At 67.4% G+C, this 5,845-nt stretch carries 6 protein-coding genes and 1 pseudogene; 2 read left to right on the top strand and 5 right to left on the bottom strand.

Features of this window, described 5'->3' with window-relative positions:
• The coding region (locus tag VGH54_RS05295) for a helix-turn-helix domain-containing protein (RefSeq protein ID WP_331510888.1) at positions 1–216 on the bottom strand (216 nt) is incomplete at its 3' end.
• Between the two features lie 101 nt (positions 217–317).
• Here VGH54_RS05295 and VGH54_RS05290 point away from each other — a divergent pair.
• Positions 318–1,229, top strand: a complete 912-nt coding sequence (locus VGH54_RS05290) for an SDR family NAD(P)-dependent oxidoreductase (RefSeq protein WP_331510887.1) — start codon at positions 318–320, stop codon at positions 1,227–1,229.
• On the opposite strand, the gene VGH54_RS05285 is transcribed toward VGH54_RS05290, so the two are convergent.
• Positions 1,226–1,927 carry a M24 family metallopeptidase gene (locus VGH54_RS05285; RefSeq protein WP_331510886.1) on the bottom strand — a complete coding sequence of 234 codons (702 nt, stop codon included), beginning with the start codon at positions 1,925–1,927 and terminating at the stop codon, positions 1,226–1,228. The genes VGH54_RS05290 and VGH54_RS05285 overlap by 4 nt on opposite strands.
• Positions 1,928–1,953: 26 nt before the next feature.
• A complete protein-coding gene (locus VGH54_RS05280; protein ID WP_331510885.1) occupies positions 1,954–2,433 on the bottom strand; it encodes a VOC family protein in 480 nt (159 codons plus the stop codon).
• A gap of 126 nt (positions 2,434–2,559) precedes the next feature.
• Here VGH54_RS05280 and VGH54_RS05275 point away from each other — a divergent pair, with 126 nt between their 5' ends.
• Positions 2,560–4,233 carry a DEAD/DEAH box helicase gene (locus VGH54_RS05275; RefSeq protein ID WP_331510884.1) on the top strand — a complete coding sequence of 558 codons (1,674 nt, stop codon included), beginning with the start codon at positions 2,560–2,562 and terminating at the stop codon, positions 4,231–4,233.
• A gap of 8 nt (positions 4,234–4,241) precedes the next feature.
• Here the strand turns inward: VGH54_RS05275 and VGH54_RS05270 are convergent, their stop codons facing one another.
• Both VGH54_RS05270 and VGH54_RS05265 read right to left on the bottom strand, forming a co-directional pair.
• Positions 4,242–5,750 carry a PH domain-containing protein gene (locus VGH54_RS05270; protein ID WP_331510883.1) on the bottom strand — a complete coding sequence of 503 codons (1,509 nt, stop codon included), beginning with the start codon at positions 5,748–5,750 and terminating at the stop codon, positions 4,242–4,244.
• Positions 5,747–5,845 (bottom strand): annotated as a pseudogene (locus VGH54_RS05265) (hypothetical protein); the annotation flags it as partial. The gene VGH54_RS05270 and the pseudogene VGH54_RS05265, both read right to left, overlap by 4 nt.

The raw sequence follows: 5,845 nt of genomic DNA, 5'->3' as shown, positions 1-5,845 counted from the left end.
GATGTGCTGCAGCCGGCTCTCGACCACCGCTCGGAACAGGTCTTCCTTGGTCGGGAAATGTCGGTAGACGGTTCCGGCGCCGACGCCGGCGCGTCGGGCAATCTCGTCGATAGGAACCGACAAGCCCTCAGACGCGAATGTGTCGTAGGCGGTTTCGAGCACCCGGGCACGATTGCGGGCCGCGTCGGCGCGCAGCGGCTTTGCGGGTTGCGCCATCGTTCACCCCCGACCGGTTTGACAAAGCGGGGCGTACGTTCCGTATAGTGAAGCCAACCGGAGCGCACGCCCCGTTTACCTTACAGCTTAGGGAGCTTTCCATGGCTAAGTGGACAACCGCCGACATTCCCGACCAGACCGGTCGTGTCGCCGTCATCACCGGGTCCAACACCGGACTCGGCTACGAAACCGCGGCCGCGCTGGCCGCCAAGGGCGCACACGTCGTAATGGCGGTGCGCAACCTGGACAAGGGCAAGGACGCCGCCACACTCATCCACAGGAGCAGTCCCAACGCGGACGTGGCGCTGCAGGAACTCGACTTGACGTCGCTGGACTCCATCCGCGCGGCCGCGGAGCAACTCCGCGCCACTCACGACCACATCGACCTACTGATCAACAACGCCGGGGTGATGTACACGCCGAAGTCGCACACCAAGGACGGCTTCGAGATGCAGTTCGGCACCAACCACCTGGGCCACTTCGCCTTCACCGGTCTACTGCTGGATCGGCTCTTGCCGGTCGCCGGCTCCCGGGTCGTGACGATCAGCAGCGTGGGCCACCGAATCCGCGCCGACATCCACTTCGACGATCTGCAGTGGGAACACAGCTACAACCGGGTCGCAGCCTACGGGCAGGCCAAGCTGGCCAACCTGTTGTTCACCTACGAACTGCAACGACGGCTCGCCCCCCATGGCACGACCATCGCCGTGGCCGCCCACCCCGGCGGCTCGAACACCGACCTCATGCGCCACCTGCCCGGCTGGGCTGCTTCCGTCTACCCGGTGATCGCACCGATCATGCAGGACGCAGCTATGGGCGCCCTGCCGCAACTGCGGGCCGCGACCGACCCGGCGGTGCTCGGTGGGCAGTACTACGGACCCGACGGCCTCGGCCAGACCCGGGGCTATCCCAAGGTCGTCGGCTCCAGCAAGAAGTCACACGATGCCGAGCGGCAGCGCCGGCTGTGGGCGGTGTCCGAGGAGCTGACCGGTGTGACGTATCCCGTCGGCTAACCCACGTCGAGCAACTGCTCGTAGAAACCACCGATGCGGCGGGCCGGATCGTTCAGATGGATCTCCAGAATCCAATGACAGATCCGGCCCTCTGCGTCCGTGCGCCGCATCGGCTTGGTCGAGCCCGGCGTGATGTACCACTGGACCCCGTTGCCGACGATCTTCTTGTGCGGAAATTCGCCGAGCAGGTGGCCGGCGATCGGGCTGCCGAACGTCAGCCCCTCGGCCTCGGCCAGGGAGACGACGTGCTCGTACAACTCGGCGCCGGTGACGTCGGGATGGCTGTCGAAATAGTCGCGGCCGCCCAGCCAGACTCGCGGTAAGGCGTCGCGGACGGCCAGTTTGTGCGGGTCGTCGCCGAGTACGAAGGTCCGGCCGAAGTCGGCCTCCCACTCCTCGAAGATCGGGCCCAAGTCCAGGAACACAATGTCGCCGTCTTCGATCGCCCGATCCGGCGGGCGCTCCCGGAAAGGGAGCAACGTGTTCTCGCCGGCCCGCACGATCCGCCGGTGCCAGTGGGCCGTCACTCCGAGCATCGCCGCGGCCAGGTCGCGAATCTCGTCGGACAGCTGCTGTTCACCGACGCCGACCCGGATCATCGCGCGTCGCTCGATCTCGTCGAATAGCTGCGCCGCCTTATCCTGGGCATCGAGAAGCCGTTCCGCGCGAGCATTTTCGTCGAAGATCGGCTTCTGCACAGCAACGATGCTAGACGTTGTGCACGTCAGCCCCACTGCGCAAAGTAGGGACGCTCCGGCTTGCTCTTCTCGACGAGGATGAACACCACGCCCCACGGGTCGACGAACCATGTCGTGCGGACCCGCGCCACGTCTGCAATGCTGTCGACCAGAAAGCGCACGCCGTTGGCCTCGAGCTGCGCCCGGGTGGCGTCGAGGTCCTCGCAGATCAGCCCGACGTGCGACAAGCCATGCTCGGTCAGGGCCGCGGCGCTGCGCTGATCGCCGCCGACGACGCCGAGATACTCGATCACCTCGAGGACCCGATCGCCGTCGCCGTCGAAGCCAACGATGGCCGCCTTCATGGTGGGATCGGACACCAGCTGGCCCATGTCGTCGCGAATCGCATCGCCGGCCATCACGTAGGGCGGCGACAGCACCCGCATGCCCAACACGTCGCGATAGAACGCCACTGCCGCTTCGCAGTCCGGCACACACACGCCGGAGTGGGCCAAGCCGGTAATCACGCTCTGAACAATGTCAAAAATGTCGTCGCTGCACTAGAGTCTGCTGCGACTCGCCGCCTTCCAGCGGAGATGCGGAGCCCGATGCCGTTGCCCTAGACTGCATCTCGATCAGATAGGAGTTTCCGGGTGCGGGCAGTTGATGCGCCCAGCACCCGGGCTTTGCGGGGCTGGCAGCGGCGAGCTTTGGTGCGCTATTTGACCGCAAAACCCCGTGATTTTTTGCTGGTCGCCACTCCCGGTGCGGGCAAGACCGCGTTTGCTCTGCGCATCGCCGGCGAGCTGCTGGCCGACCGCACCATCGAGGCGATCACCGTGGTGGTTCCCACCGAACACCTCAAGGTGCAGTGGGCCGAGGCGGCGGCCGCCGACGGCATCGCGCTGGACCCGAAGTTCAGCAACTCCGCCGCACACACATCGGCGGAGTACCACGGCGTGGTCGTCACCTATGCACAGGTGGCCAGCCATCCGACCCGTCACCGGGTGCGCACCGAGGGCAGACGGACGCTGGTCATCTTCGACGAGATCCACCACGGCGGCGACGCCAAGAGCTGGGGTGACGCGATCCTGGAAGCGTTCGGCGACGCCACGCACCGATTGGCGTTGACCGGCACGCCATTTCGCAGCGACGATGCCGCGATTCCGTTCGTCCGGTACGAGCCCGACGCCGGCGGCATGCTGCGGTCGCAGGCCGATCACACCTACGGCTACACCGACGCGCTCGCCGACGGCGTGGTGCGCCCGGTGGTGTTCCTGGCCTACTCCGGAGAGACCCGGTGGCGCGACAGCGCGGGCGAGGAGTATTCCGCCCGGCTAGGTGAGCCGGCCACCGCCGAGCACACCGCCCGAGCCTGGCGCACCGCGTTGGATCCGGCCGGCGAATGGATACCCGCCGTCGTCACCGCGGCCGATACCCGGCTACGACAGCTACGGGCCGGCGGCGTCCCGGATGCCGGCGGAATGGTGATCGCATCGGACCAGCAAGCCGCCCGGGCTTATGCCGTTCTGCTGCAACGGATTACCGGCGAGGATCCGACCGTCGTTCTTTCCGACGACCCTGGTGCCTCGCGGCGTATCGCGCAGTTCTCCGCGGGCACCAACCGCTGGCTGGTCGCGGTGCGGATGGTGTCGGAGGGTGTGGACGTGCCGCGGCTGGCGGTCGGCGTGTATGCGACCAGCGCCTCCACTCCCCTGTTCTTCGCCCAGGCGATCGGCCGGTTTGTCCGCTCGCGGCGGCCCGGGGAAATCGCGAGCGTATTCCTGCCGTCGGTGCCGACACTTCTGCTGCTGGCCAGCGAAATGGAGGCGCAACGCAATCACGTTCTTGGACAACCGGATCGGGAGACAGACGAGTTGGCTGAGGCGCAACGTCGTCAGGACGAGCCGTCCGAGATCGAGAACAGTTTCGAGTCGCTGGGCGCCGACGCCGAACTGGATCAGGTCATCTTCGATGGCTCGTCGTTCGGCACCGCGACTCCCGCCGGCAGCGACGAAGAGGCCGACTATCTTGGCATCCCAGGGCTTTTGGATCCCGGGCAGATGCGCGACCTACTGCGCCGCCACCAGGAACAGCAGTTCGACCGCCGCGCCGCCGCGCCGGAGCCGGTTACCCGGCACGGGCAACTGCGTGATCTCCGTCGCGAACTCAATGCGCTCGTGACCGCAGCGCACTACCGAATTGGCAAGCCACACGGTTGGATTCACAACGAATTGCGCCGGCTCTGCGGCGGCCCACCGGTGGCCGCGGCCACTAGCGAACAGCTCGCCGCCCGCATCGAGGCGGTACGCAGGCTAAGCGCTTAGCCGCGAACTCAGCGGACCGCCCAGATACTGTCGGCCACCCACGGCGACGCCTCGGCCGCGACCGCCCACACCAGATCTTCCGGCACGTCGATCAGCGGGTAGCGCTTGACGCCCGCGGCGGTGGCCGCCACCAGCGTCGCGACCTTGGCCCGGCGCTGGAACGGCGACTGTCGCACGGTCCAGCTGATAATGCCCGCGGTCGCGAGGCAGTCGCGGCGTCGTTCCACGCTGCCGGCCCGGATCACCAGCCAGCCATTGTGAACCCGATGCCCGAGCGCGCCCACCCGGTCGGCGGCCAGCAACGCGCACCACGCCGTGACCGCGATCCATGCCGGCCACACCCACACGGGCACAACGGATTTCCCGGTAAGCACACTGATCAGCGCCAGCGCGGCACCGATCAATACCGGAATCCCCAACGCCCGTGTCCAGCGTCGGATCGCCGCCTGGGGGCCGTGACCGCGCAGCGGCCCGGTGACGACATCCCGATCGCCGACCAGCCCGATCAGCACCGATTCGCCCACGGACACCGGACACGGCGGAAGCAGCACCGACGCCTCACCGGCGCCGTGCACACCGGTCATCACCGCGTCCAGGCGGGCGCCGCCGAATAGGCGCACCAACAACGGTTGCCGCAGCGTTCCGCCGCGCAGCCTGCTCATGTCGTAGGCCCGCTCACGAAGACGCAACAGGCCGTGCCGCAGATGCAAAACGTCCGCCTGCCGCAGCAGCACCAAGTTTCCGTAGGTGAGCAGCGACCTCAGCACCGCGAGTAGTACCGAAGCCAGCAGAATCATCCCGCCAACAACCTCGACGGTGGTTGCCGTCCCCAACCGCTGGGCAGCGGCGAGCGCTGACTCGACCGGCCGCGAATGCTGTAGCGGCCCAACGAATCCGCTCTCGTACACCACACCGGCAGCGGCGGCCAGCGACAGCAGGCCGGACACACTCAACGGCGAATACCTCAGCCACGACGGCTGCCAGCGGGCCAGCACGGCGCCGTCCGCCGAGGGCGCCGCGGTCGGCGCATCGGCGTGCTGCGCCGCGTCGGCCAGCAGAATCGCCCGCAGCCGGGGCACCTCGCCAGCCAGGACGGCGTTCAGCTCGAAGACCCCGGCCCCACCCTCGCCCCTGGCTTCTTGGCCGGTGTTCACTCGCACCACGGCCAGGCCCATCAGGCGATGCAGCAACCTGGCATCGCTCTGCACCGAACGAATCCGGTTGAGCGGCACCGACAGTACTTTGCGTTGCAAGAGACCGACCCGCAGCTGCAATTGGCCCGACTGCGGGTCCGCGTCGATGCGGTAACTGGTGGTGTACCAGCGCGCCACGCCGATCACGACGGTGTACGCCAACACGGCCACTGTCCAGGACTGGTTGCCGGTGGTCGAACCCAGCACGATCGCGCCGATCAGCCATGGGAGTTCGCGCAGCAGCTCGTGCACCGGGTGAACCAGCAACATCCTGGGACTCAGCCGCTGCCACGAGATTTGATGCGGCCCAGCGGCGATAATCATGTCGCGTCCTCGGCACCGATCGCCGCGATGTCGGTCAATTGCGCGACGACGTGGTCGGCGACGTCCACGTCGAGCGCCACGATGTGCACCGCGCC

The organism is Mycobacterium sp. (assembly GCF_036488105.1).
Classification (GTDB): Bacteria; Actinomycetota; Actinomycetes; order Mycobacteriales; family Mycobacteriaceae; genus Mycobacterium.
This window is presented reverse-complemented; position numbering and strand designations above follow the sequence as displayed.

Excerpts from the sequence above, each read along its gene's own strand:
- VGH54_RS05270 (WP_331510883.1), bottom strand. The coding sequence starts at position 5,750 with ATGATTATCGCCGCTGGGCCGCATCAAATCTCGTGGCAGCGGCTGAGT.
- VGH54_RS05290 (WP_331510887.1), top strand. The coding sequence starts at position 318 with ATGGCTAAGTGGACAACCGCCGACATTCCCGACCAGACCGGTCGTGTC.